This is a genomic window from Cellulomonas hominis, from assembly GCF_005239125.1.
In the GTDB taxonomy this organism is placed as follows: Bacteria; Actinomycetota; Actinomycetes; order Actinomycetales; family Cellulomonadaceae; genus Cellulomonas; species Cellulomonas hominis_A.
The window spans coordinates 1-656 of sequence record NZ_SZYE01000393.1; the positions used below are offsets into that span (position 1 = coordinate 1).

Genomic DNA, 656 nt, shown 5'->3' on the forward strand with positions numbered 1-656 from the left:
CGCGCGTCCCGCCGCACGCCCGGCGCCCACCGACCCCGGCGCGCCGCCGCCCTGGGACCACCCCGACGACCCGGGCGCCCCCGAGCCGCCGGACGACGACTGGGCACGTGACGTCCCGCTCCCGCCGGATCCCGGACCGGACCCGTACGCGGCACCCGGGCGCCCGACCGCGCCGGCGCCGACGCAGGCGCCCACGAGCGGCGCCGATCGCGTGCGGGCCGCCGCTCGCGCTGCCGCCGCCGGTGGCACGGCGGCCGCGGCACCGCGGGTGACCTGGGCCGACGACGAGCCGTCGATGGACGACCCGGACATCGGCTCCAGCACGCTCTCGGGCATCCCGCTGCTCGCGCAGGCGCTCGGCGCGACCGTCATCGACGAGCCGGTCGACGAGGGCTACTGACCTCGACCGGACCCGACGCCCCGGCGCGAGTCCGTGAGTGGCCCCGGGCCGGGGGCGTGTCAGTGGTCGCCGGTAGCGTTCTTGCATGGTTGACCTGCAGGAACACCCCGACGGCGACACCCTCGCCGACCTGGTGCTGCCGGTCTACGGGCCCGACGGTGTCTGCCTGACCGACTACGGGCCCGACCCCGTGGTGGCGTTCGGTGGGGCGCCGCGCACCGGTGAGCAGCGGCAGGTCGAGGCGATCGCCGCGTGT

Annotated in this window: 1 pseudogene; it reads left to right on the forward strand. The window is 78.0% G+C overall.

What is annotated here, in order from left to right:
* Positions 1-400: pseudogene (locus tag FA014_RS20905) on the forward strand (DNA polymerase III subunit gamma and tau); the annotation flags it as partial.
* Positions 401-656: the final 256 nt, after the last annotated feature.